The organism is Amycolatopsis sp. CFH S0740 (genome assembly GCF_004522315.1).
In the GTDB taxonomy this organism is placed as follows: Bacteria; Actinomycetota; Actinomycetes; order Mycobacteriales; family Pseudonocardiaceae; genus Amycolatopsis; species Amycolatopsis nivea.
In genome coordinates, this window is sequence record NZ_SDLS01000011.1 from 189,511 (window position 1) to 212,563 (window position 23,053).

Annotated in this window: 21 protein-coding genes; 13 read left to right on the forward strand and 8 right to left on the reverse strand. The window is 68.9% G+C overall.

Features of this window, described 5'->3' with window-relative positions; translation table 11 throughout:
- Positions 1-14: 14 nt before the first annotated feature.
- Both EIZ45_RS20665 and EIZ45_RS20670 read right to left on the reverse strand, forming a co-directional pair.
- On the reverse strand, positions 15-215 hold the full coding sequence (locus EIZ45_RS20665) for a hypothetical protein (RefSeq protein ID WP_134665489.1): 201 nt from the start codon (positions 213-215) through the stop codon (positions 15-17).
- Complete coding sequence (locus EIZ45_RS20670) at positions 215-799, reverse strand: helix-turn-helix domain-containing protein (RefSeq protein WP_134665487.1); 585 nt, start codon at positions 797-799, stop codon at positions 215-217. Before EIZ45_RS20670 ends, EIZ45_RS20665 begins: the two co-directional genes overlap by 1 nt.
- A 72-nt stretch (positions 800-871) precedes the next feature.
- On the opposite strand from EIZ45_RS20670, the gene EIZ45_RS20675 reads away from it, so the two are divergent.
- Together EIZ45_RS20675 and EIZ45_RS20680 are read left to right on the forward strand one after the other, a co-directional pair.
- Complete coding sequence (locus tag EIZ45_RS20675; RefSeq protein WP_037810150.1) at positions 872-1,594, forward strand: FadR/GntR family transcriptional regulator; 723 nt, start codon at positions 872-874, stop codon at positions 1,592-1,594.
- 52 nt (positions 1,595-1,646) lie between these two features.
- On the forward strand, positions 1,647-3,470 hold the full coding sequence (locus tag EIZ45_RS20680; RefSeq protein ID WP_134665485.1) for a transglycosylase domain-containing protein: 1,824 nt from the start codon (positions 1,647-1,649) through the stop codon (positions 3,468-3,470).
- Position 3,471: 1 nt separating this feature from the next.
- On the opposite strand, the gene EIZ45_RS20685 is transcribed toward EIZ45_RS20680, so the two are convergent.
- Complete coding sequence (locus EIZ45_RS20685) at positions 3,472-4,281, reverse strand: ABC transporter ATP-binding protein (RefSeq protein WP_037810152.1); 810 nt, start codon at positions 4,279-4,281, stop codon at positions 3,472-3,474.
- A 116-nt stretch (positions 4,282-4,397) separates the two neighbouring features.
- Here EIZ45_RS20685 and EIZ45_RS20690 point away from each other — a divergent pair, with 116 nt between their 5' ends.
- Positions 4,398-5,729, forward strand: coding sequence for a PLP-dependent aminotransferase family protein (locus EIZ45_RS20690; RefSeq protein ID WP_134665483.1), 1,332 nt, complete (start codon positions 4,398-4,400; stop codon positions 5,727-5,729).
- Positions 5,730-5,772: 43 nt separating this feature from the next.
- On the opposite strand, the gene EIZ45_RS20695 is transcribed toward EIZ45_RS20690, so the two are convergent.
- Positions 5,773-7,734: an SDR family oxidoreductase gene (locus EIZ45_RS20695; protein ID WP_134665481.1), complete on the reverse strand. Its 1,962-nt coding sequence runs from the start codon at positions 7,732-7,734 to the stop codon at positions 5,773-5,775.
- 64 nt (positions 7,735-7,798) lie between these two features.
- Entirely contained in the window at positions 7,799-8,035 is a 237-nt protein-coding gene (locus EIZ45_RS20700; RefSeq protein WP_037810157.1) for a hypothetical protein, read from the reverse strand.
- Between the two features lie 180 nt (positions 8,036-8,215).
- On the opposite strand from EIZ45_RS20700, the gene EIZ45_RS20705 reads away from it, so the two are divergent.
- On the forward strand, positions 8,216-9,460 hold the full coding sequence (locus EIZ45_RS20705) for an NAD(P)/FAD-dependent oxidoreductase (RefSeq protein WP_134665479.1): 1,245 nt from the start codon (positions 8,216-8,218) through the stop codon (positions 9,458-9,460).
- On the opposite strand, the gene EIZ45_RS20710 is transcribed toward EIZ45_RS20705, so the two are convergent.
- Positions 9,414-10,610: a multidrug effflux MFS transporter gene (locus EIZ45_RS20710; RefSeq protein ID WP_134665664.1), complete on the reverse strand. Its 1,197-nt coding sequence runs from the start codon at positions 10,608-10,610 to the stop codon at positions 9,414-9,416. The genes EIZ45_RS20705 and EIZ45_RS20710 overlap by 47 nt on opposite strands.
- A gap of 1,207 nt (positions 10,611-11,817) precedes the next feature.
- Between EIZ45_RS20710 and EIZ45_RS20715 the strand changes: the two genes are divergently transcribed.
- Genes EIZ45_RS20715 through EIZ45_RS20740 form a run of 6 tightly spaced genes read left to right on the forward strand, consistent with a single transcriptional unit; the run spans position 11,818 to position 18,318 of the window.
- A complete protein-coding gene (locus EIZ45_RS20715) occupies positions 11,818-12,672 on the forward strand; it encodes a fumarylacetoacetate hydrolase family protein (RefSeq protein WP_134665477.1) in 855 nt (284 codons plus the stop codon).
- Between the two features lies 1 nt (position 12,673).
- Positions 12,674-13,975: an enolase C-terminal domain-like protein gene (locus EIZ45_RS20720; RefSeq protein WP_134665475.1), complete on the forward strand. Its 1,302-nt coding sequence runs from the start codon at positions 12,674-12,676 to the stop codon at positions 13,973-13,975.
- Positions 13,972-14,730, forward strand: a complete 759-nt coding sequence (locus tag EIZ45_RS20725; RefSeq protein ID WP_134665473.1) for an SDR family NAD(P)-dependent oxidoreductase — start codon at positions 13,972-13,974, stop codon at positions 14,728-14,730. Before EIZ45_RS20720 ends, EIZ45_RS20725 begins: the two co-directional genes overlap by 4 nt.
- Positions 14,731-14,769: 39 nt before the next feature.
- Complete coding sequence (locus EIZ45_RS20730) at positions 14,770-15,810, forward strand: sugar ABC transporter substrate-binding protein (protein WP_167756508.1); 1,041 nt, start codon at positions 14,770-14,772, stop codon at positions 15,808-15,810.
- Positions 15,807-17,309 carry a sugar ABC transporter ATP-binding protein gene (locus EIZ45_RS20735; RefSeq protein ID WP_134665471.1) on the forward strand — a complete coding sequence of 501 codons (1,503 nt, stop codon included), beginning with the start codon at positions 15,807-15,809 and terminating at the stop codon, positions 17,307-17,309. Before EIZ45_RS20730 ends, EIZ45_RS20735 begins: the two co-directional genes overlap by 4 nt.
- Positions 17,302-18,318 carry an ABC transporter permease gene (locus EIZ45_RS20740; protein WP_134665469.1) on the forward strand — a complete coding sequence of 339 codons (1,017 nt, stop codon included), beginning with the start codon at positions 17,302-17,304 and terminating at the stop codon, positions 18,316-18,318. Before EIZ45_RS20735 ends, EIZ45_RS20740 begins: the two co-directional genes overlap by 8 nt.
- A gap of 929 nt (positions 18,319-19,247) precedes the next feature.
- Here EIZ45_RS20740 and EIZ45_RS20745 read toward each other — a convergent pair.
- Positions 19,248-19,964, reverse strand: a complete 717-nt coding sequence (locus tag EIZ45_RS20745) for a FadR/GntR family transcriptional regulator (RefSeq protein WP_037810166.1) — start codon at positions 19,962-19,964, stop codon at positions 19,248-19,250.
- A 74-nt stretch (positions 19,965-20,038) separates the two neighbouring features.
- Here EIZ45_RS20745 and EIZ45_RS20750 point away from each other — a divergent pair, with 74 nt between their 5' ends.
- Genes EIZ45_RS20750 through EIZ45_RS20760 form a run of 3 tightly spaced genes read left to right on the forward strand, consistent with a single transcriptional unit; the run spans position 20,039 to position 22,169 of the window.
- Positions 20,039-20,371, forward strand: a complete 333-nt coding sequence (locus EIZ45_RS20750; protein WP_037810167.1) for an L-rhamnose mutarotase — start codon at positions 20,039-20,041, stop codon at positions 20,369-20,371.
- Positions 20,368-21,342 (forward strand): aldo/keto reductase, encoded by a 975-nt coding sequence (locus EIZ45_RS20755; protein ID WP_037810168.1) that lies wholly within the window; start codon positions 20,368-20,370, stop codon positions 21,340-21,342. The genes EIZ45_RS20750 and EIZ45_RS20755 overlap by 4 nt, the downstream gene beginning before the upstream one ends.
- Entirely contained in the window at positions 21,339-22,169 is an 831-nt protein-coding gene (locus EIZ45_RS20760) for an amidohydrolase (RefSeq protein ID WP_037810169.1), read from the forward strand. Before EIZ45_RS20755 ends, EIZ45_RS20760 begins: the two co-directional genes overlap by 4 nt.
- Before the next feature lie 100 nt (positions 22,170-22,269).
- Here the strand turns inward: EIZ45_RS20760 and shbA are convergent, their stop codons facing one another.
- The gene (gene shbA / locus EIZ45_RS20765; protein ID WP_037810171.1) at positions 22,270-22,926 is read right to left on the reverse strand and encodes an RNA polymerase sigma factor ShbA; all 657 of its coding nucleotides are present in this window, start codon (positions 22,924-22,926) and stop codon (positions 22,270-22,272) included.
- Positions 22,927-23,053 lie beyond the last annotated feature (127 nt).

The following is a 23,053-nucleotide window of genomic DNA, read 5'->3' on the forward strand; positions in this document are numbered from 1 at the left end:
GCTCCTTGCGGGAATCAGATTCCTTCGAGGAGTCCTTCACGGCTTTTCGGGGTGGCGAGGCGAAGGCCCACGGTCATCAGCCACCAGCCGAGCCGTTGCCGGGGAGAATCCTTCGGCGTGGACGGCGGTTTGTGCCGGGCGAGACGGCGCTGGTCCGCGTCGGCGCGCAGTCCGTCCTGATATTGGGTGACGAAGGCCAGCAGGTCTGGGTTCATCAGTCTTGGTCCTCTGCTTCCGGTCTGGGCGCGTAGGGAAACACCGACCACTGGGCGAACACAGTGGTGTCGCCGGGACGGCTTTCCCGGCGGTAGCTCTCGATCAGTTCTTGGATCTGCTTGCTCAGCCGCCCGGTTTCCTCCGGGGTGAGCTGGAGTCCGGTGTCGCTCAACGTCGCGTTGCTCTGCCAGGTCTTGCTCCAGCGGGGCATGTCGGCGACGAACCGCAGCGTCTCGCGATAGCGCTGGTTGACGACGTGGTGCAGGAACGCGGTGACTGTGCCCGCGAGGTCGGGATCCTCCAGGAACTCGCTCGTCTTGAGCGAGGTGCCCTGCTGCGCCGCCTTCCACCACCGTTCGCGCTTCGAACCGCGTTCGGGATCCTCGACCACCAGTCCGGCGTCCGCGAGCTGGCGCAGATGCCAGGACGTGGTGCCGGAACTCTCGCCGACGCGTTTGGCGAGGCCGGTCGCGGTGGCCGGGCCGTCCATCGTCAGCAGGTCCAGCAGTTCCATCCGCAGCGGATGGGCGAGCGCGCGCAGGGCGCGGGCGTCGATCTGCCGGTCGTGGTGTTCCGAAGGCATGCGTCCACCATAGAACCGCAGAGAACTCTTTGCAAAGACTTCTCTGCAATTAGGCAGCATAGAATCGGACAGGTGGAGTCGACCTCGGTGGTGAGCGCGAACGCGGCCCTGTTCCGGCCGGTGCGTGCCGGGAACGCCTTCGAGGAGACCGTCGAGCGGCTGTTGCAGGCGATCCGGCTCGGGGTCGTCGGCGCGGGGGACCGGTTGCCCTCCGAGCGCGAGCTGGCGGAACGGCTCGGCGTGAGCCGGGTGACGCTGCGGGAGGCGATTCGCGCGCTGGCCGACGCCGGGTACGTCGAGTCGCGGCGCGGGCGGTACGGCGGCACGTTCGTGAACGAGAAGCTGCCGGAACCTGCCGAACGCGCGGTCGGCGAGGTGGACGCGGCCGGGCTGGAAGACGCGTTGTGCCTGCGGCATGTCCTGGAAACCGGTGCGGCGGAGGCAGCCGCGGCGCGCACGTTGAGCCCGGCCGACCGGCAGCATCTCACCGGCACGCTCGCGGAAGCTTCGGCAGCCAGTCTCGCCGATTACCGGCGCAAGGATTCGCGGCTGCACCTGGCGATCGCCGAGGTCACCGCGTCCGCGTCGCTCACCAGCACGGTCGCCGACGCGCGAACCCGGGTCAACCAGCTGCTCGACCGGATTCCGCTGCTCGAGCCCAATCTGGAGCATTCGAACGCGCAGCACGAGGCGATCGTCGACGCGATCCTGGCCGGCGATCCGGTCGCCGCGCGGCAGGCGATGGCCGAGCACATCGAGGGCACCGCGTCCTTGCTTCGCGCGTTCCTCTCGTGATCAATTCACCGGGTCGACAGAACCTTGTCACTAGTTCAGCCGTCCTCCATTCGTGGAGCCAGCCCCGGAGAGTGAGCAATCCGCTGTTGCCCGTAGCACGTGGCGCCGCATCCGCAAGGGTGCCTACTACCTGACCGGCTTCGCGGTCGGCGTGCCGCTGATCGCGTTCTGGATCGCCTACCTGCTGCTGGATGTCCGCAGTCCGCAGGACGTCCTCGCCTCGCTCGGCAAAACCGTCACGCTGAAGTACGCCGACGGCAGCGAGCTGCTGCGCGTCGTGCCCCCGGAAGGCGACCGGCGGTTCGTGCCGTTCGACCAGATCCCGCAGAAGCTGCGCGACGCCATCGTCGCCACTGAAGACCCGACCTTCTGGGCCAACTCCGGCTTCGACCCGACCGGGATCGGCCGCGCGTTCCTGACCGGCGTCGGCGGCGGGTCCGGGATCACCCAGCAGTACATCAAGAAGTCGACCGGCGACGAGGATTCGACGCTGTCGCGGAAAATGCAGGAACTCGTGCTGGCCACGAAGATCACCCAGGAACAGAGCAAGGAACAGATCTTCGAGAGCTACGTCAACATCATCTCCTTCGGCCGCAACACTTTCGGCCCGGCGGCGGCGATGAACGCGTTCTTCGGCCGCCCGCTGGACAACAGCATCACCTGGAGCGAAGCCGCGTTCCTGGCCGGGATGATCCAGTCGCCGTCGGTGCACGATCCGGCGGTGTCCGGCGACGAACACGCGGCGAAACGCTGGCGGTACGTGCGCGACAAGCTGGTCGAACGGGGTTATCTCAAGAACTCCGACGGCATGGCTTATCCCGGCGCGGAGATCAAGCCGCCTGCCGAGACCCGGGTGAGCCTGAATTACGACCAATACCACCTCAAACAGCGAGTGCTCACTGAACTGGAGACCGCCGGGTTCTCGCTTTCCCGGTTGCAGCAAGGGAATCTGACCGTCCAGACCACCCTGGACCCAGGGTTGCAGACCGCCGCGCACGCCGCGCTGAGCGACCGGTTGAAGGGCGAACCAACGGAGTTCCGCGGCGCGCTGGTGGCAGTCGATCCGGCCAGCGGCGCGGTGCGGGCGTACGACGGCGGCAACCAGGGCGTCCGAGATTATGCGGCAACCGGGCATCCGCTCGGCTCCGCGTTCTACCCGTTCACCGCGGCGGCCGGCTTGAAGAACGGGATGTCGCTGGACGAGAAAGTGGCTGCTCCCCGGGAGATCCAGTACCTCGGCGAGAAGTTCGACTATCCGCCGAAGTGCCCGCAGCCGTGCACCTTGCGCACCGCGTTGACGTCCGGAGCGGACACGCCGTTCATCACGGTCTCGAAGAAGATCGGCGTCGACGAGGTGAGCGAGGCGGCCCGGTCAGCCGGAATCCCGGACGAAGTGGACGGCACGCCGACCATGCGCGAACAGGACGGTGCCACGATCGGCTCGGGCATCGTCGTCGGCCGGTACCCGATGCGGCCGCTCGACGTCGCCGGGGCGTACGCGACCTACGCCGCCAACGGGATGCACGCGCCGGTGCACCTGGTGGACAAGGTGCTCGATCAGTCCGGGAAAGTCGTGTGGCAGCACGAAAACCAACCGGTCTCCGCCGTTCCGGAGCGGGTCGCGCAGGACTTGACGTCCGTTCTGCAGACGACGTTGCCGGACGGTCGCGCGGCGGCTCTGCGCACGGGCGAGTTCGAGCGCGGCAATTCGCGGGACAACCAGGACGCCTGGGCGGTCGGCTACACGCCGCAGCTGGCGACGGCGGTGTGGCTCGGCACCGATGACAACCGCAAGCTGCTCGACGCGACGGGCAAGAAGGTGACGGGTTCGTCGGTACCGGCGGACGTGTGGCGGTCGTTCATGTCCCGCCGCTGAATCACGCCGCGCGGCGGCTGACCTTAGGGATCACCATTGGGCTCCCGCTTTCCGGGCACTCCATCACCCGGCACGGCAGCTCGAAAATCCGCTCCACGTTCTCCGCCGTCACGACCTCCTCCGGCGTCCCGGTGGCCAGCACCTTCCCGTCGCGCATCGCGATCAGGTGCGTCGCGTACCGGGCCGCGTGGTTCAGGTCGTGCAGCACCGCGACCAGCGTGCGGCCCTGTTCGCTGTGCAGGGTCGCGCAGAGGTCGAGGATGTCGAGCTGGTGCGCGATGTCCAGGTACGTCGTGGGCTCGTCGAGCAGCAGCAGATCGGTCTGCTGGGCCAGCGCCATCGCCATCCAGACGCGCTGGCGCTGCCCGCCGGACAGCTCGTCCACCATGCGCTCGGCGAGGTCGTCGACGCCGGTCGCGCGCATCGAATCGGCGACCACCGTCGCGTCCTCGCGGGACCATTGGCGCAGCAGTTTCTGGTGCGGGTACCGGCCGCGCGCGACGAGATCGGACACGGTGATCCCGTCCGGCGCGATCGAGCTTTGCGGCAGCAGGCCGAGCCGCCGCGCGACCTCCTTCGCGCCGTAGCTGGAGATCACCTCGCCGTCGAGGTAGACCGAGCCCGCGCGCGGCTTCAGCATCCTGGCGAGCGCGCGCAGCAGCGTGGTCTTGCCGCAGGCGTTGGGACCGACGATGACCGTGAACGACTTGTCCGGGATGACCACGCCGAGCCGTTCGGCGACCGTGCGGCCGTCGTAGGCCAGCGTCAGGTCCTCGGCGTGCAGTCGGGTGTCTTCGCTCGTCCGTGCCACACAGGTAAGGCTAACCTAGTGACCCCCGTCCGGGGAGTTCCGTGGGTCGCATTAGCGAACAGTGACCGGCCGGTGCCATGATGCGTCCGGGAGAATCCCGGCAGAGCGAGGGTGGGATGGACGACTACCGCGTCGTCGCGGACGAACTCGCCGCCGACATCGAAGCCGGCCGGCTGCGGCCCGGCGATCGGCTGCCGCCGCAGCGCAGGTTCGCGCGCGACCGCGGCATCGCGGGCTCCACCGCGGCCCGCGTGTACGGCGAACTCGTCCGCCGCGGCCTGGCGGTCGGGGAGGTCGGCCGGGGCACCTTCGTACGCGCGGCGAAGCCCGGCCCGGAACCGGCGCTGTCCGAACCCGGCGACGCGCGCGTGGACCTCGAACTCAACTTCGCCGTGCTGCCGACCCAATCGGCCAAACTGGCGCAGGCGCTCGAACCCGTCTTGCGCGCGGACGTCTTCACCGACGCCCTGCATCCGCTCGGCGCGGCCGGCACCAGAGCGGTCCGCGAGGCGGCGGTCTCGATGCTCGCCCGGGGCACTTGGCAGCCGGATCCGGACCAGGTGCTGGTCGCGGGAAACGGGCGGCAGGGCATCGCGGCCGCGCTCGCGGCGTTCGTGCCGACCGGCGAGCGGCTGGCGGTCGAATCCCTGACGTATCCGGTGGTCAAGGCCGCGGCGACTCGGCTCGGCATCGAGCTGGTGCCGATCGAAACCGACGCGCACGGCCTGGTCCCGGCCGCGCTCGCGGCGAGCGCTCCGGTGCGGGCGCTGTACGTCCAGCCGACCCTGCACAACCCGCTCGGCACCACGATGCCGCCGCGGCGCCGCGCCGAGCTGGCCGAGACCGTCCGCAGGCTGGACCTGCCGGTGATCGAGGACGGCATCTACACCTTCCTCCGCCCGGACACCGAACCGCTCGCCGCGCTGATGCCGGAGCGGACGGTGTTCGTGGACAGCCTGTCGAAACGCGTCGCGCCCGGGCTCACCGCCGGGTTCCTCGTGGTGCCGCCGCCGTGGGTCGCGCGGCTGGCGAGCGCGATCCGGTCCGGCGGCTGGTCGGCGTCGCGGTTCTCGGTGGAGGCGGCGCGGCGGTGGATCACCGGCGGCGTGCTCGCGGAGGTCGAAGCGGCGAAACGCGCGGACGCCGGGGCGCGGGCCCGGATCGTCGCGGAGCGGCTGGCGGGTTTCCAGGTGTACGGCGACGCCTTGGCCTACCACCGGTGGTGGGTGCTGCCGGACCAGTGGCGGGCCGAGACGTTCGTGGCCGCCGCTGCTCGCCGGGGGATCGCGTTGTCCCCGGCGGCGGCGTTTTCGGTGGTGCCGGGGCACGCGCCGAACGCGGTGCGGATCGCGGTGTCCGCGCCCTCGGAGGAGACGTTGGCGGGTGCGTTGGACGTGCTGGCCGGGCTGGCCAGCGGATCGCCGGACGACCTGCTGGTGGACTCGTGAGTGTCGATGCCGGTTCTCACCGTGCTGAACACTCACGACGTCCTTAGGCCTTCCGCCGCCAGACCAGCCGCGTCAGCGTCGCCGCGACCTTTGCCGAGGCGGGCTGCCGGGGCAGCTTTTTGGCTTCCGGCGCGGATTCCGGCATCACCCGGTAGACGAGGTGCGCCGCGAACCGCGCGAGGTCCGGCGCTGCCAGCGAGGCCAGTTCCGCGGCCCGGCCCTCGGGCAGGCTCAGGATCTGCGGCCGCCGTTCGATCGCCTTCACCACCAGTGCCGCGGCGCGTTCCGGCGAACTCGCGGGCAGCCCGCGGTACGACCCGGTCGGCGCGATCATGTCCGTGCGCACCAACGGCATCCGGACCGAGGAGAACGTGACGCCGTCGGACAGCGTCTCGCGCCCGGCGGTCAGGCTGAACTCCTCGAGCGCGGCTTTTGAAGCCAGGTAAGCGGAAAACCGCGGGGTGTCGGTCTGCAGGCCCTGCGTGGTGACGTTCACGATGTGGCCGAACCGGCGTTCGGTCATCGACGGCAGCAGGCCGAGGATCAGCCGCACCGGACCGAAGTAGTTGATGGCCATGGTGCGTTCGTAGTCGTGGAACCGTTCCGTCGACAGCTGCACCGAGCGTCGGATGGAGCGTCCTGCGTTGTTCACCAAGACGTCCACCGCGCCGTGGTCGGCGAGGACCGCCTTCACGAGACCGTCGACCGCGTCGCCGTCAGTGAGGTCGCACGGGTACGTCGCTGCTTCGCCGCCTGCTGCGGTGATCTCGCTACGCACGTCTTCGAGTTCTTCGGCACGGCGCGCGATGAGAAGCACCTTCGCACCGCGTCGCGCGACAGCGAGCGCACTAGCGCGGCCAATGCCCGACGACGCACCGGTAATGAGGACAACGCGTCCTTCAAGCCCTGGGCGGCGAGCGTGGTCCGGATCGAGATGCGCGCGCCAGTAGCGGTAGAGCGGTTCTGCGTAGTCGCGAAGCTCGGGAAGGTGGACGCCGCTGCCGTACAGCTCCGAAGTGGTGCGCGCGGTGTCGAACTCCACCTCCATGTTCAGGTGGGGGAGTACTTCGAGCGGAATTCCCAGCTCGGTCAACACTGCTGCGCGCGTCGCACGTCCAGTCGGCAGGCGGTCGACAGCGGTCGCGAGGCGAGACGCTGTGCTGCGAAGCAGACCGGACGGCACCGTCGTGCGTACGCGCGGCGCTCCGGCAACGCGGGCGAAGGCGTTGTAGACCTCGTGCAGCTTCTGCGGTCGCGGCGAAGCGAGGTGATACGTACTGCCCGAAGGCGCTTCGCGGTGCATGAGGTTTTCCATCGCGGCGACGACGTAGTCGACCGGGACGAGGTTGGTGGCCCCGAAATCGGGCGCGGCGAGCGGCAGCTGCTTCGGCAGCGCGGCAAGGCGCGAGATGGCAGGCAGGAAGTAGTACGGACCGTCGATCTTGTCCATCTCGCCGGTGCGCGAATCGCCAACGACCGCGGAGGGCCGGTAGACGCGGAAGGGCACGTCGGACTGCGCGCGGACCAGCTTCTCGGCCTCGAACTTCGTGGCGTGATACGGAGAACTGAAGGACTGTCCGAGGTCGAAATCGGCTTCGGTGAAGCGGCCGGCGTGATCGCCCGCGACGGCGATCGACGACACGTGGTGCAGCAGTCCCGCGCCCGCAGCGGCGGCGAAGGCGAGCAGGTTCCGGGTGCCCTCGACGTTCGCGGCCTGGTTCGCCGCGTCGTCGGCGGTGAAGTCGTAGACCGCGCCGAGGTGGACGACGTGATCGACCCCGTCGTAGCCGGCCGGGTCGAGGCCCAGCAGCGGTTCGGTGAGGTCGCCGACGGCGGGGACCAGGCGGTCGGCGTTCGGCCAGTCCCGCGCCAGCGCGGCCAGGCGGTCGCGCGAGGTGTTGCGGACGAGCACGTGGACGGCGGTCGTGTCCCGCCGCGAGAGCAAGCGGGCGACCAGGCGCTTCCCGAGGAAGCCCGTCGCGCCCGTGACGAAGTAGGTGGTCATGGCCGGCACCTTTCGGGGTCTGCGGGTGCCGACTCTACCTACTCATGAGTAGGAACGGTAGTTGTCAGTCGGTTCCGGTGCGTCGCGCCGACGTCGCGGTGGCCACCACGGCGTCGCGCAGGGCCGCGCGCAGCCGCCCGACCTCCAGCGGCCCCAGCACGGCCGCCTCGCCCGGCGGCGCGACCAGGACGACTTTGTCGTCGCTGCTCACGAACACCGTCACGTCGCGCCGCCTGCCCGCCAGGTCCCGGCAGCCGACCGTCCACTCGTTCCGCACCGCACTGTCGTCCCGCGCTGTCACGGCCCTCGCCTTCCGATCACGTAGCACCCGTGTCCTTCGTGCGGGGGTGTGACCGCGCCCTCCGCGGCGGCTTACGCCGGTTCACCCGAATTGCCTACCGGCCGGTTTTCCACGGGGTGTGACCAGCCGCATACCGGAGTAGCGTCGGCCACCGCACGCCGCGGGCACTCAGGAGGACGCATGTCGGAACCTCGGAAAATCGTCATCGTCGGAGCCGGACTGGCCGGTGCCACCGCCGCGGCGACAGTGCGAGAACGCGGTTTCGACGGCGAGATCCTGCTGCTGGGAGCGGACCCGCACCGGCCGTACGAGCTGCCGCCGCTGTCGAAGGCGGTACTGCTCGGCAACGCCGACGAACCCGACTGGGTGCGCGAAGAGGGCTACTGGAGCGAGCACGACATCCAGCTGCTCTCCGGCACCACCGCAACCCGGGTTGAACTGGGCGCCCGACTGGTCCTCGACGACGCTGGCGACGAACACCGCTACGACCGCCTGGTCTTAGCGACCGGCTCACACCCGCGGACGCTGAAGGTGCCCGGCGGCGACCTCCCCGGCCTCTACATGCTTCGCACTCTCGACGACTCCCTGCGGCTGCGCGCGGCCTTCGAAGCTGCGAAGCGCGTACTGATCGTCGGCGCGGGCTGGATTGGTACCGAAGCCGCCGCTGCCGCGCGTACGCACGGTGCCGAGGTGACTGTGGTCGCCCCGGAGAAGCTGCCGCTCGCGAACGTGTTGGGCGACGAAGTGGCCGGAGCGTTCTACCGCCTGCACGAAGAACACGGTGTGCAGTGGCGTCTAGGCGAAGGCGTCGCAGCGATCACCGGTGACACCGCAGCGACCGGTGTCCGACTGTCGAGCGGCGAAGAGCTGTACGCCGACGTTGTCCTTATCGCCGTCGGCGCGGCCCCGAGCGTCGAACTGGCGCACGCCGCCGGTCTCGAGTTGGCAGACGACGGCGGTGTCGATGTCGATGCAGGTCTGCGTACAGCGGCACCTGACGTTTACGCGATCGGCGACATCGCTTCGCAGTTCCATCCGCGCTACGGCCGCCGCGTACGCGTCGAGCACTGGGCGACAGCGCGTACGCAGGGCGAGCACGTGGCGGCCAACCTCTTTGGCGCGAACGAGCCGTACTTGAACAGCCCGTACTTCTTCTCCGACCAATACGACCCAGACCGCGGCGGCCCGGCGATCGGCTGCGAATACCGCGGCCTGCCCGTCTTGGACCGAGACCGCGTCGTCGTGCGCGGCGACCTCGCGAGCTACGACTTCACGGCGTTCTGGGTGACCCCGGAGAGCGAGGTCTCGGCCGCGATGAACGTCAACCAGTGGGACGACGGGGACGCGCTGCAAAAGCTGGTCGACGAACGCATCGCGGTCACCGACGACCAGCTGCGGAGCGGAAATCTCGCCGATCTGGGCTGACCGCCAGCGTCGCGAACGACAGCAAGGCGACCACCCCGAACCCGGCCATCACCGCGGTCATCGGCACCGCCGTGCCCGGCCCGCCGAGCCCGACCAGCGGCGTCGCGATCCCGCCGATCGCGAACTGCAGCACGCCCAGCAGCGCCGACGCTGACCCCGCCGTACGCGCGTGCCCCGCGAGCGCGAGCGAACTGGCGTTCGGGTTGATGATTCCGATGCAGGAAACCATGAGCAGCAACGGAATCAGCAACGCAGGCAACGGCAGCCGCATGACTGCGGCCGCCAGCGTGGCCAGACCGGAGAGGGTCGACACCGTCAGCCCCGTGCGCAGCAGCGTCCGTTCGGGGAAGCGGCCGACGAGCCACCCGTTGAGCTGCCCAGCGAGCACGATGCCCACCCCGTTGAGCCCGAAGACGACGCTGTATTCCTGCGGACGCAGCCGGTAAACGTCCTGCAGGGCGAACGACGATCCCGAGATGTACGCGAACAACGCGGCGAAGTTCAGCCCGGCGGTGAGCGCGTAACCGAGGAACGTGCGGTCGGTGAGCAGGTGCCAATACGTCCGAAGCACCCCACCCAAGCGCGCCGGATGCCGCCGCTCGACCGGCAACGGCTCCGGCAGCGCGAACGCGACCGCGGCGAGCAACAGCGCACCGAACCCGGTGAGGACGACGAACACTCCGCGCCAGGACGTGAACGTGAGCAACTGCCCGCCGAGCACCGGAGCGAGGATCGGCGCGAGACCGTTGACCAGCAGGAGAAGCGAGAAGAACTTCGTCATCGCCGTACCGGTGTAGAGATCGCGGACGGTCGCGCGCGCGATCACGATCCCCGCCGCCGCGCCAAGCGCCTGGATACTCCGCGCCGCGATCAGCAGCTCGACGCCCGGACTCACCGCCGCCGCGACCGACCCGGCGATGTACAACCCCAACCCGACCAGCAACGGCCGCCGCCGCCCGAAGGAATCCGACAAAGGCCCAGCGACGATCTGCCCGACCGCGAGCCCGACGACGAACGCAGTGAGCGTCAGCTGGACGGTCGTGTCGGAGGCCCGGAAATCCCCCGCCATCCGGGGCAGGGCGGGGAGATACATGTCGATGGAGAGCGGCCCGAAGGCGGAGAGGCCACCGAGGATGAGAAGACGCCGGATCTTGCCCCGGCGAGGGTGCTCGGGGAGGGTGACGGAGTGTTCGAGGGAGGGATATTCCGCGTTGGCTGTGGTGGGGTGGTCGGCCGCGGAGTGATCTGGGGTGGGGCGGTCGGCTGTGGATTGATCCGCCGCGGGGTGGGCGACTGTGGATTGATCCGCCGCGGAGTGACGCGGGGTGGGGTGGTTTGCCGCGGATTGATCCGCCGCGGAGTGATCCGGGGCGGGGCAGTCGGCTGCGGAGTGATTGGCTGCGGAGTGTCCGGGCGTGGAGTGATCCGCGGTGGAGGGTTCGGCAACGGAATGCTCCGCGTCGGAGTATTCCGTTGCAGAGTGATCGGCCGTGGAGTGGTTTGCCATGGGGTGATAGGCCGTGGAGTGATCGGGCGTGGCACGGTTCGCCGTGGGGTGGTCGGCCCTGGAGTGATCGGGCGTCGAATGATCCGCCACCGATCCCTGAGCCCTGGAATGCTCCGCGCCGGAGGCACCAGCGGCGGAGTATTCAGCTCCGGAATGATCCGACGTCACGCGGTCCGCCGTGGAGTGATCCGTCGCGGAATGATCAAGAGCCACCTGATCGTCCGCCGAATAATCAGCAGCGGAGCGCTCCGGAGCGAGCATCCACGAGCCGTCCGGCAACGGCACTGCCCGCTCAGCGGCACACCATTCGCCGCCCGCGCCGCCCGCGCCGCCCGCGCCGCCCGCGCCGCCCGAGTCGTCCGAGTCGTCCGAGTCGTCGGAACCGTCCGCGCCGACTGCCGGAGCGCCAGCCGCGTTCGGGTCCTCCCGGCGATCGCGCCAGTTGCCATCGCTGGGCTCACGCACCCCGCCCTCGTCCCCGGCACCCCGCAGGCCTCCCGCGTCGCCGATGCCTCGCACGCCTCCCGCGTCAGAGCTGTCCCGAGCCCCCTTCATCGGCCCCGACTCTCCGCCGCTGCCCGCCCGCGCCTCGCGGCCTTCCTCGCCGTCGCGCGAACCGCCGCTCGCACGTCCCCGCGGTCCAGCCGCATCCCCAATCGCCATCCGCGCCGCACCGTCTCCCTCGCTCTGACGGGACAACCCCGCCACGACGAGTGTCCGTTATCCGCCCGCCAGCCCGGTGATCGGATCAATTTCCGCACCAAATCCCGCTTCCCTCTAGATCTGTCGCCCTCCGGTGCGCTATACATCGGATGTATCGCGAGAACGGTGTCGAGAGAGGGGTTCGTCCGTGCGGTTTGTGCGTCTCGGGGCAGCGGGGGCTGAGCGTCCGTTCGTCCGTGCCGGTGACGGCACCCTCCACGACCTCTCCGGGGTCACGCCGGACATCGACGGCGCGTTCCTCGCCGGCGACGGACCGGCCAAGGCCGCGCGGGCGCTCGAAGCCGGGGAACTGCCGGTCGCCGACGGGGCCGGGCTGCGGGTCGGCGCGCCGATCGCCGCGCCGGGCAAGATCGTCTGCATCGGCATGAACTACCGCCGTCACGCCGAGGAAACCGGCGCGGCCGTGCCGACCGAACCGGTGCTGTTCATGAAGGCGCCCGACGTGATGGTCGGACCGTTCGACGAGGTGCTCGTCCCGCGCGGCTCCACGGCCACCGACTGGGAGGTCGAGCTCGGCGTCGTCATCGGGAAAACCGCGCGGTACCTGGAAAGCGCGGACGAAGCGCTGGCGCACGTCGCCGGGTATGTCGTGTCCAACGACGTCTCCGAGCGCGATTTCCAGCTGAACCGCGGCGGCCAGTGGGACAAGGGCAAGAACTGCGAGACCTTCAACCCGCTCGGCCCTGAACTCGTGACCGCCGACGAAATCCCCGACCCGCAGGCGCTCGGCCTGCGCACCTGGGTCAACGGCGAGAAGGTGCAGGATTCGTCCACAAAGGACATGGTGTTCGGCGTCGCCGAGATCATCCGTTACCTGAGCCAGTTCATGGTGCTGCGCCCCGGCGACCTGATCAACACCGGCACCCCGGAGGGCGTCGCGCTCGGGCAGCCGGAACCGAAGCCGTACCTGCGCGCGGGCGACGTCGTCGAACTGGAAATCGACGGCCTCGGCAAGCAGCGCCAGACCTTCGGGCAGGCCTGACATGGCGAAAATCGTGGCCATGGAGGTCCGGGACGTCCGCTTCCCGACGTCGCGCGACCTCGACGGTTCGGACGCGATGAACCCGGATCCGGACTATTCGGCGGCCTACGTCGAATTGCACACCGATGCCGGACCGGATGGTTACGGCCTCGCGTTCACCATCGGCCGGGGCAACGACGTGCAGGCCGCCGCGATCCGTGCGCTCGCGCCGCATGTGGTCGGCCGCGATGTTCCTGAAGACGCAGAAGCGCTCGGTGCGCTCTCTCGGGCCTTGGTCGGCGACTCGCAATTCCGTTGGCTGGGACCGGAAAAAGGCGTGGCACACATGGCGATCGGCGCGATCGTCAACGCCGCGTGGGACCTTGCCGCACGGCGTGCCGGACTTCCATTGTGGAAGTTCGCGTCGCGGATGACGCCGGAGGAGCTGGTGTCCCTTGTGGACTTCCGCTACCTCTCCGACGCGCTCACCGAAGAGGAAGCGCTCGACATCCTGCGCGCCGCCGAGCCCGGGAAAGCAGAGCGGATCGCCAAGCTCGAAGCCGACGGCTATCGCGCGTACAGCACGTCGGCGGGTTGGCTCGGTTATTCCGACGCGAAATTGGTACGACTGGCCGAACAAGCCGTTGCCGACGGTTTCGAGATGATCAAACTGAAGGTCGGCGGGAATCTCGAAGACGACGTCCGGCGAATGAAGCTGGCCCGCGAGACTGTCGGCCCGGACATCCGGATCGCGGTCGACGCGAACCAGCGCTGGGATGTCGCGACGGCAGTGTCGTGGATGACTGCGCTGGCACCGTTCGATCCATATTGGATTGAAGAGCCGACCTCGCCGGACGATGTTCTTGGCCATGCGGCCATCGCGAAGGCGCTCGCACCGATCAAGGTCGCCACCGGCGAGCATGTCCAGAACCGCGTGGTGTTCAAGCAATTGCTGCAGGCTAACGCGATCGACGTGCTGCAGCTGGACGCCGCACGCGTCGGCGGGGTGAACGAGAATCTAGCGATCCTGTTGCTGGCAGCCAAATTCGGCGTCCCGGTGTGTCCGCACGCCGGTGGGGTCGGATTGTGCGAACTGGTGCGGCATCTGTCCATGTTCGACTTCGTGGCAGTGTCCGGTTCGGAGAGTGACCGGTCCATCGAATGGGTCGACCACCTGCACGACCACTTCACCGACCCGGCCGTCGTGCGCGACGGCCGCTACCTGGCCCCGACCGCACCGGGCTTTTCCGCGCGCATGCACGACGCTACGCTGCGCCGGTTCAGCTTCCCGGACGGTCCTGAATGGACGGAGAACGCGCAGTGAGCGAATTCGACGGCCTGGTCGCCGCGGTCACCGGCGGCGCTTCGGGCATCGGCCTGGCCACGGCGAACCTGCTGGCCCAGCGCGGCGCGCAGGTGGCCGTGCTCGACCTCAAGACCGACGAGGTGCCCGAGCCGCTGGCCGGATTCCGCTGCGACGTGACGTCCGACGCCGAGGTTCGCGCCGCCGTCGACGCGGTGGCCGAACGCTTCGGCCGGCTCGACATCCTGATCAACAACGCGGGAATCGGCGCGCAGGGCGACGTCACCGCGAATGACGACGACGAGTGGCACCGCGCGTACGACGTGAACGTGGTCGGCATGGTGCGCACTGCGCGGGCAGCCTTGCCGCACTTGAAAAACTCGCCTGCGGCAGCGGTCGTGAACACGTGCTCGATCGCCGCCTGGGCCGGACTGCCCGCGCGGGCGCTGTACTCGGCCACGAAAGGCGCGGTGCTGTCGCTGACCCTCGCGATGGCCACCGATCACCTGCCGGACCGGATCCGCGTCAACTGCGTGTGCCCCGGCACCGCGGACACCCCGTGGGTCGGCAGGCTGCTCGACACCGCCGCGGACCCCTCGGCCGAGCGGGAGGCGCTCGCCGCCCGCCAGCCGATGGGAAGGCTGGTGACCGCGGACGAGGTCGCGAACGCGATCGCGTACCTGGCCAGCCCGCTTTCGGCATCGACTACCGGCACCGCGCTCGCGGTGGACGGCGGCATGTACGGCCTGCGCCCGCGCGGACCCGTGCAGAACTGATCTGCTTAGCCAACAAGGCCTGTCATCAAGGAGGATGCGGTGCGTACGAAGGTGATCCGGCTGGCCGCCGCGGTGGCCGCCTGCGGTTTGGTGCTCGGTGCGTGCGGGTCCACTAAGGACAAGCCGGCGGCCGCGGCGAGCGGCGGCGGCACCGGCAAGGTCGGGGCGACGCTGCCTCTGCTGACCTCGCCGTTCTGGCAGGCCTACAACAAATACGTGCCGCAGATGGCGAAGGAGCAGGGCCTCGACGCGCTGCCCACGGTAAACGCCGACAGCGACCCGGCGAAGCTCATCACCGACATCGGCACGCTGCTCAGCCAGGGCGTGAAGGGCCTTGTCGTCACCCCGCTCGACTCGGCCGCGGTCGTCGCCGGGCTGAAGCAGGCCGAGAACAAGGGCGTCCCGGTGGTCGCGGTGGACGTCGCGCCGGAGAGCGGCAAGGTCGCGATGGTGGTGCGCGCGGACAACAAGGCGTACGGAACCAAGGCGTGCGAGGAAATCGGCAAGCGCGTGAAGAGCGGAAAGGTCGTGCAGGTAATGGGCGACCTCGCGTCGGTCAACGGCCGCGACCGGTCGGCGGCGTTCCGCGAATGCATGAAGCAGAAGTACCCGGACGTCAAGGTCCTCGAGGTCGCCGCCGAATGGAAGGCGGACAAGGCTTCGTCCGGTTTGGACAGTCTGCTGACTGCGAACCCGGACATCAAGGGCGTGTACATGCAGGCGGGCGGCGTCTACCTCGCGCCGACCGAGCAGGCGCTCAAGCGCAAGAACCTGTTCTTCCCGGTCGGCGACCCGAAGCACGTGGTGCTGGTGAGCAACGACGGCATCCCGCAGGAGCTCACCGCGATCCGCAACGGCGAACTGGACGCGACCGTCTCGCAGCCTGCCGACGCCTACGCCAAGTACGGGATGTACTGGCTCAAGAAGGCGATGGCGGGCGAGACGTTCAAGCCCGGCCCGACCGACCACGACTCCACGATCGTCGAGATCAGCCCCGGCGTCCTGGAAGACCAGCTGCCCGCGCCGGTCGTGACCAAGGACAACGTGGACGACAAAGCGTTGTGGGGTAACAACCTGTGAGCGCGCCGGTAGTGCAGGCGGACGGCGTCGGGAAGCGGTACGGGCCCACCGTGGCGCTGCACGACGTCAGCCTCACCGTGCGGCCCGGCGAGTCCCACGCACTCGTCGGCCGCAACGGGGCGGGCAAGTCCACGCTGGTGTCCATCCTCACTGGACTGTCCGAAACGGACACCGGCAGCGTTTCCTTCGGCGGCGTACCGGCACCCTCCTTGTCCAAACAGGACGACTGGAAGGCGCACGTGGCGTGCGTGTACCAGCACGCGATGGTGGTACCGCAGCTGACCGTCGCGGAGAATCTGTTCCTGAACCGGCAGGCCAGGGGCGGATTCGCGATCGGCTGGAAGAAGCTTCGCCGGCAGGCGCGGGAGCTGCTGGACTCGTGGGACGTACGGGTCGATGTGGACACTCCGGCGGGCGATCTGTCCGTTGAGGACCGTCAGTTCGTCGAGATCGCCCGCGCGTTGAGTTACGGTGCCCGGTTCATCGTGCTGGACGAACCGACCGCGCAGCTGGACAGCCAAGCCATCGAGCGGCTCTTCGAGCGCATGCGGCAGATGCAGGAGAACGGGGTCACGTTCCTGTTCATCTCGCACCACCTGCACGAGGTTTACGAGGTGTGCCAAGCGGTTACCGTCCTGCGCGACGCCTGTCACGTGCTCACCGCACCCGTCGAGGAGGTCAGCCGCGCGGCACTGGTCGACGCGATGACGGGGGAGCAGGGCGGCCTCGCCGTCCGCGACGCCGCCACCCGCGACCCGCTCGCAGTCGACGCCGAAGAGGTCCTCGCCGTAGATGACCTGTCCGGCGACGGATTCCACGATGTCTCGCTACGGATCCACCGCGGTGAGGTCGTCGGACTCGCGGGCAGCAACGCAAGCGGCAAGCACCAAGTGGCCGAAACGGTCTACGGCCTGCGCAAGCCCACCTCAGGAACCGTTGCAGTAAACGGAAAACGCTTGCCCCCCGGTGATATTACTGCTGCCCTGCGCGCAGGCATCGGCTGTGTCCCGCGGGACCGGCACCATGAAGGTCTGGTGCTGGAACACTCCATTATGGACAATGCGACCCTGTCGGTGCTCGACCGGATGGGCCGCGCCGGTCTGGCGTCCCCGAAGGCCCGCCGCGAACGCGGATCGCGCGCCCTGGCCGACTACGACATCGTCGCGGCCGGCCCGGACCAGCCGGTTTCGGATCTGTCCGGCGGGAACCAGCAGAAAGTCGTGCTCGCCAGGGCTCTGGAGAGCGATCCGCGCGTGGTGGTGCTGATCAACCCCACCGCGGGAGTGGATGTGAAGTCGAAGGAGGCCCTGCTCGCGGTCGTGGACCGGGTGCGGGCCGAGGGGAAGGCGGTGCTGCTCGTGAGCGACGAGCTGGACGACCTGCGCCTGGCCGACCGGGTGCTGGTGCTGCGCGCCGGCGAGGTGGCCGCCGTTCACCAGGCCGGCTGGTCCGACGGGGACCTGGTGGCGGATATCGAAGGAGTCGGGCTCCATGACTGACCTGATGAGCGACCCGCAGACGGCGCTGCCCGCGGCGGCGCCGAAGCGCCGGAAGTCGGCGTGGCTGCGCGAACTGGCGCTGCTACCCGCGCTCGTGGTGGTGTTCGTGATCGGCGGGCTGATCAGCGACACGTTCTTCACCTTCGACAACATCATCAGCATCCTTTCCGCGGCGGCCGCGTTGTCGCTGGTCGTGCTGGGCGAGTCGCTGGTGCTGCTGACCGGCAAGTTCGACCTGTCGCTGGAATCCACGATGGGCATCGCACCCGCGATCGGCGCGATGCTGGTCATTCCCGCGGCGTCGTCCGGCTTCGGCACAGAATGGCCTTCGGTGCTCGGCTTGGTGGCGATCCCCGTGGTGGGTGCCTTGATCGGCTTCGTGAACGGCTTCCTGATCGTGAAGCTGAAGCTGAACGCGTTCATCGTGACGCTGGCGATGCTGACGGTCCTGCGCGGAACCCAGATCGGCACGACGAACGGCAAGACGCTCTTCGACCAGCTGGACGCGTTCACCGCGCTGGCGACCACGACGTTTGCTGGCTTGCCGATGTCAGTCTGGCTCGCGGCGGCCCTGTTCGTGCTCTTTGGACTGGGCCTGCGCTACCACCGAGTCGGCCGCTCCCTGTACGCAATCGGCGGCAACCGAGAAGCCGCGCGGGCCGCGGGCATCCGGGTGGACCGGATCTCGTGGGCGGTCTTCGTGGTGGCCGGAGTACTGGCTGCCATCGGCGGCCTGGCATACACGGGCTACGTGGGTGCCCTCGGCGCTGACCAGGGCGACGGACTGATCCTCCAGGTCTTCGCCGCAGCGGTCATCGGCGGCGTCTCCCTGGACGGCGGTCGAGGCACGCTGGTCGGAGCGCTGACCGGGGTGCTGTTGCTGCAGTCGGTGGACAGCCTGCTGCGCATCGCCCAGGTCCCGGCGGAATGGCTGAAGGCGATTTACGGAGGGATCATTTTGATCGCCTTGATCATCAGCCGGTACGCGGGCGGAAAGCCCCAGACCTGATCGGTGGAGGTTCGGTGATCATCCGACCTTATGGGGGCTTGCGCTCGGCCTGGTCGGCGGCTTCGTCTCCGACCTCGCTGCCGCCGGGGCCGGGGTGGCCGCTGCCGTCGGGTTCGGTGGGCGAGCGATTGGCTGGTGCCAGTGCCAGTGCCAGTGCCGGTACCGCCGCTGGTGCTGGTGCTGGTGCCGGTGCCGCGACTGGTGCCGGTGCCGTTGCTGCCGGTTGCGCTCCCGTTTCCGCCGCACGGCCCTTCGCCTCCGCTGGTGGTGCGGTGGAAGGAACCTCCGCATCACCAGCGCCGCAGTTAATGAAGGGTCCCATCATTCCGCCCGTCGACGAGCGAGTCCCCGCCGCTTTAGCCGAGCGCGCGCGATGGGTCCCCTCGCCGTTCCCATGTCGACGCTTGCCGGTCTACGCCGCGCCCGCTGCGCGAAAGTCCCCCTCGCTCCGGCTGGGCGTGCGCGATGGGTCCCTTCGCTTCGATGGTCGCGGAGTGACGGCCCCTGTTGCTCCCGCTGTTCGGGTGCGAAGGTCCCCTTCGCTCCAGTCAGGCGTGCGGGGTAGGGCTTTTCGTTTCGGCGGTCGTGGCGTGATGGGTCCCGTCACTCCGGCCGTGCGGGTGCGAAGGTCCCCCTCGTTCGAGCCGGGCGTTTGCGGTGGGGCCTTTCGTTTCGGCGGTCGTGGTGTGACGGGTTCCGTCACCCCTACCGTGCGGGTGCGAAAGTTCCCCTCGCTCCAGTCACGCGTGCGCGATGGGTCCCCTCGCTCCGATGGTCATTGTGTGACGGGTCCCGTCGCTCCCGCCGCTCAGGCGCGAAAGTCCCCCTCGCGTCCCTCGAACAAAAGTGACGGGTCCCTTCACTCCTATCAGCAAGGAGTGAAGGGACCCGTCACTGCAACAAACCGCTCAGGAGCCGTCGCCGCTCGGTCAGGAAGCAGCGGGTTCGGCCTCATCGCCGGGCGCGTCGTCTTCGACCAGCGTGCTTCGCAGCCACTGTTCGACTCCCGCGACGTGCACCGTCGCCCACGAGCGGGCCAGTTCGGGTTCCCGTGCGGCGATCGCGTCGTAGATCGCGGCGTGTTGTTCCCGGGTTCGGGCCACCGCGCCCTCCTGGGTGAGGCCGCGCCAGATGCGGGCTCGCGCCGTCGGGCCGGACAGGCTTTCGAGAAGCGAGCAGAGCACTGGGTTGCCCGAGCCGTCCGCGATTTTGCGGTGGAACTGCAAGTCGTTGGCCACCAGTGCCTCGACGGTCGGCGAATCCTCCAACTCGCCGAGCAGCGCGCCGAGTTCGGCGACGTCCTCGTCGCGCATGTGCAGCGCTGCCATCGCGGTGGCAGCGGGCTCCAGAATCCGCCGCACAGCAAGGAAATCGAGCACGGTGTCGTCGCGGTGGAAGTCGACGACGAAGGTCATCGCGTCGAGCAGCAGGTTCGGTTCCAGGCTGGTGACGTACGTGCCGTCGCCCTGGCGCACGTCCAGCACCCGGATCAGGCACAGCGCCTTCACCGCTTCCCGCAGCGAACTGCGGGAAAGCCCCAGCCGCTGCGCGAGCTCGGCCTCCTTGGGGAGCCGGTCGCCCGGGGCCAGCTCGCCCGAAATGATCATGTCCTTGATCTTGTCGATCGCGACATCGGTGACGGGCATCGGGACCGCCCTCCCTGCAGAGACCTCGGATGTTTACCCCCTACAGCGTGCCACGACTCCCGTCAGGAGGAACGATGACCCACGGCCCGGCGCCGCAAACGGTCGCATTGCGCACCCGGCTCAAGCCCGGAATGGAGAAAACGTACGAGGAGGTGCACGCGGTGATCCCGCAGGACCTGGACGCCGCACTGCGCCGCGCCGGCGTGCGGTCGTGGCGGATCTGGCGCGACGGGCTCGACCTGTTCCACTTCGTCGAGGTGGACGATTTCGAGCGGATGCGCGCGGAACTCGCCGGCGATCCGGCCGACATCGCGTGGCAGAAGCGGATCAACGAACTGCTCGACCTCGACCACTCCGACGTCGCGCACGGCCTCGGGCTGGTGTGGCAACTCCCGGCGGAGGCGTGACCGTGGACCTTCCTCCGCTGGGACTCGGCGGCGCTCAGCTGGGCAATCTCTACCACGCGGTGCCGGACGAAACCGCCGCGGCGAGCGTGCGACGGGCGTGGGACGAGGGGATCCGTTATTTCGACACCGCGCCGCACTACGGGCTCGGGCTGTCCGAACGCAGGCTCGGAGCCGCGCTGGCGGCGTATCCGCGCGGCGAATACGTCCTGTCCACAAAAGTCGGTCGCGTCCTGGAACCGCGCGCGGCGGCCCCCGGGGAACGCGACGACCAGGGCTTCGATGTCCCGGGGACTTACCGGCGCCGCTGGGATTTCAGCCGCGACGGGGTGTTGCGTTCGCTGGAATCGAGCCTGAATCGGCTGGGTCTCGACCACGTCGATCTCGTGTACGTGCACGATCCGGACGATCATTTCGAGGAAGCGGTTTCGGGTGCGTTCCCAGCATTGCTGGAGTTGCGCGAGCAGGGCGTCGTGGGGGCGATCGGGGCTGGGATGAACCAGGCTCCGATGCTGGCGGAATTCGTGCGCCGATTCGATCTTGACCATGTTCTAATGGCCGGTCGCTACACCTTGCTGAACCAGCCGGCGTTGGACGAGTTGTTGCCGCTGTGCGTCGAACGCGGCGTCGGCGTCGTGGCGGGCGGGGTGTTCAACGGTGGAATCCTCGCCACTGAACAACCCGGCGCGATCTACGATTACGCGGCCGCGCCCGCGGATCTCGTGGAGAAAGCCCAGAAGATCGCGGAAATCTGCGCACGGCACGGTGTTTCGCTGCCCGAGGCCGCGCTCGCGTTGCCGCGTACGCACCCGGCGGTGGTGTCGGTGGTCGTCGGGGCCCATGACGCCGAGCAGGTGTCGCTGAACGTTCGCCGCGCCGCGGCGAAAATCCCGGCCGTACTGTGGGACGACCTCGCCGACGCTGGCCTCCTGCGGCCGGCTGCCCGCCCCGTCGTGTCCGGAGGAACCCAGTGATCGATTCGCATCACCACCTGTGGGATCCCGCGCGTCGCGAGTACCCGTGGATGTCCGGTGACGCACTGGCCCCGATCCGCAAGCCGTACACCGTCGACGATCTGCGCGCGGTGACCACTGCGGCGGGCGTCCACGCTACCGTGCTGGTGCAGACCGTCTCGGACGAGGCGGAAACCGAGGAATTCCTTGCCACAGCCGCGTCCGAACCCGTGGTGGCCGGCGTCGTCGGCTGGGTCGACCTCGCCGCTCCGGACGTGGCCGACCGGCTCGCGCGGCTGCGCGAACTCGGCCCGCTGGTCGGCATCCGACACCAGGTCGAGGACGAACCGGACCCGGATTGGCTGCTGCGCCCGGAAATCCTGCGCGGCCTGACCGCGGTCGCCGCTGCGGGCCTGGTCTATGACCTGCTGGTGGCACCAGCGCAGCTCGCCGCCGCCCGGCAGGTAGCCGAACGCCTGCCGGACCTGCGGCTGGTCCTCGACCACGCCGCGAAACCTGGCATCGCAGCTGGCGAGTGGCAGCCGTGGGCGAACGGCGTGGCCTCGCTCGCCGAGCACGGCAACTTGCACTGCAAGCTGTCCGGCTTGGTGACGGAAGCCGACTGGCGCGAATGGCAGGTGGGCCATCTGCGCCGCTACGCAGACCACGTTTTCGAGTCGTTCGGCGCGAACCGGGTCATGTTCGGCTCCGACTGGCCAGTGTGCGAACTGGCGGCAGCGTACGAAGTCGTACTGGACGCGGCGGTGTCGCTGACCGGTGCGCTGAGCGACCCGGAACGGCTCGACGTCTTCGAGCACACGGCGGCACGAGTTTATGAGTTGAGCTGAGAGATGCGGCGGGTAAAACCAGAGTGCCGCGCGAAACCGAGCCTGTCGACCTATTCGGCGGTCCGCGGCGGCCTTCCAGCCGTTCGAGTGACCAAACGGCTCAGAAGTCCTGGCCCTGCACCATCTCGCGGAGCTTGGACAACGCACGGTGCTGCGTGACGCGGACGTTGCCGGCCGAAATGCCCAGCGTCTCGGCCGTCTCGTTCGCGCTGAGGCCGACAACGATGCGCAGCGCCAGGATCTCCTGCTGCAGCGGGGCGAGGCGGGTGAGCAGTTCCTGGAGGCGGCTGCCGAGGTCGAGGCGCAGCGCATGCGATTCCGGCTCGTTGCCGCCGGAGAGCGGGTGCTCCGGAAGCTCGGGCACCGGCTCGGACCGGTCGCGCGCGACCGCCCGGTAGGCGTCAGCGACCTTGTTGGCCGCGATCGCGTGCACGAGGTAAAGGAAGGAACCGCCGCGGTCCTGGTAGTCCGGAAGGGCCTTGAGGACAGCCATGCAGACGTCCTGTGCGACGTCGTCGGCGGCGAGGTAGGAGAGGTCGCGGCCGCCCATCCGGGCCCGGCAGTAGCGGGCGACGACGGGGCGGAGCACGTGCAGCAGGTCGGCGACCGCGGCTTGATCGCCCTGTCCTGCCGCGCGTACGAGCGGGTCGAGGTCTTCTTTGGTCAGGCGTCCGCCGGACCGGGGCAGCGTCGCGGGGCTCACGTAGCCCTCGACGCCGGACACCGCAGTTCGGGACGTCTTCGACGGTGCTGTCATGGTCGTCTCCCCGGCAACCCTGCGACCGTCGCTGTCTCGGGGTCAACACTCTGTGATGTTGCGGTCGCAAGTACTCCAATCGAACGGGGGGAGCACTGCGATCGTTGCGACGCTCCGTAACCTTAAG

What these genes read in the sequence shown, in the direction of transcription:
- EIZ45_RS20665 (WP_134665489.1), bottom strand. Translation starts at nt 215, where the DNA reads ATGAACCCAGACCTGCTGGCCTTCGTCACCCAATATCAGGACGGACTG.
- EIZ45_RS20670 (WP_134665487.1), bottom strand. Translation starts at nt 799, where the DNA reads ATGCCTTCGGAACACCACGACCGGCAGATCGACGCCCGCGCCCTGCGC.
- EIZ45_RS20690 (WP_134665483.1), top strand. Translation starts at nt 4,398, where the DNA reads ATGGACGACTACCGCGTCGTCGCGGACGAACTCGCCGCCGACATCGAA.
- EIZ45_RS20695 (WP_134665481.1), bottom strand. Translation starts at nt 7,734, where the DNA reads ATGACCACCTACTTCGTCACGGGCGCGACGGGCTTCCTCGGGAAGCGC.
- EIZ45_RS20705 (WP_134665479.1), top strand. Translation starts at nt 8,216, where the DNA reads ATGTCGGAACCTCGGAAAATCGTCATCGTCGGAGCCGGACTGGCCGGT.
- EIZ45_RS20720 (WP_134665475.1), top strand. Translation starts at nt 12,674, where the DNA reads ATGGCGAAAATCGTGGCCATGGAGGTCCGGGACGTCCGCTTCCCGACG.
- EIZ45_RS20740 (WP_134665469.1), top strand. Translation starts at nt 17,302, where the DNA reads ATGACTGACCTGATGAGCGACCCGCAGACGGCGCTGCCCGCGGCGGCG.
- EIZ45_RS20745 (WP_037810166.1), bottom strand. Translation starts at nt 19,964, where the DNA reads ATGCCCGTCACCGATGTCGCGATCGACAAGATCAAGGACATGATCATT.
- EIZ45_RS20750 (WP_037810167.1), top strand. Translation starts at nt 20,039, where the DNA reads ATGACCCACGGCCCGGCGCCGCAAACGGTCGCATTGCGCACCCGGCTC.
- shbA (WP_037810171.1), bottom strand. Translation starts at nt 22,926, where the DNA reads ATGACAGCACCGTCGAAGACGTCCCGAACTGCGGTGTCCGGCGTCGAG.